The sequence below is a fragment of the Salmonella sp. SAL4457 genome (assembly GCF_046548235.1).
GTDB lineage: Bacteria > Pseudomonadota > Gammaproteobacteria > Enterobacterales > Enterobacteriaceae > Salmonella > Salmonella enterica.
Map to the genome: position 1 here is coordinate 1 of NZ_JBGDZO010000274.1, position 303 is coordinate 303.

Here is a 303-nt window from a genome sequence, read left to right on the forward strand (position 1 = left end):
GCGCATCACGTACCTCGGCGCCGCGCAGGGTGTACAGGTTGTGCAGGGTACCGACCACGTTCTCGGCCATCAGCAGGGCCTTCTGCCGCGGCAGCCAGATGTTCATCTCCGCCGGCGACTCGGTGCCCGGCGTGTTCTGGAAGGTGAACGGCACGCCGTCCAGCACCAGGTCCTCGCCCTCGCCTTCGATCAGGCGGGTCGGCGCCAGCAGGCTCAGCGGTCCGCGCGCCAATCCCTTGCCGATGGCCATGTCGACCTGCCCCTGCGGCCCCTTGGGCAGTTGCGTGCCGTACTGGTAGGTGG

At 69.0% G+C, this 303-nt stretch carries 1 pseudogene; it reads right to left on the reverse strand.

The features are described 5' to 3' along the window. A pseudogene (locus tag ACLJNW_RS24250) lies at window positions 1-303 on the reverse strand (hypothetical protein); the annotation flags it as partial.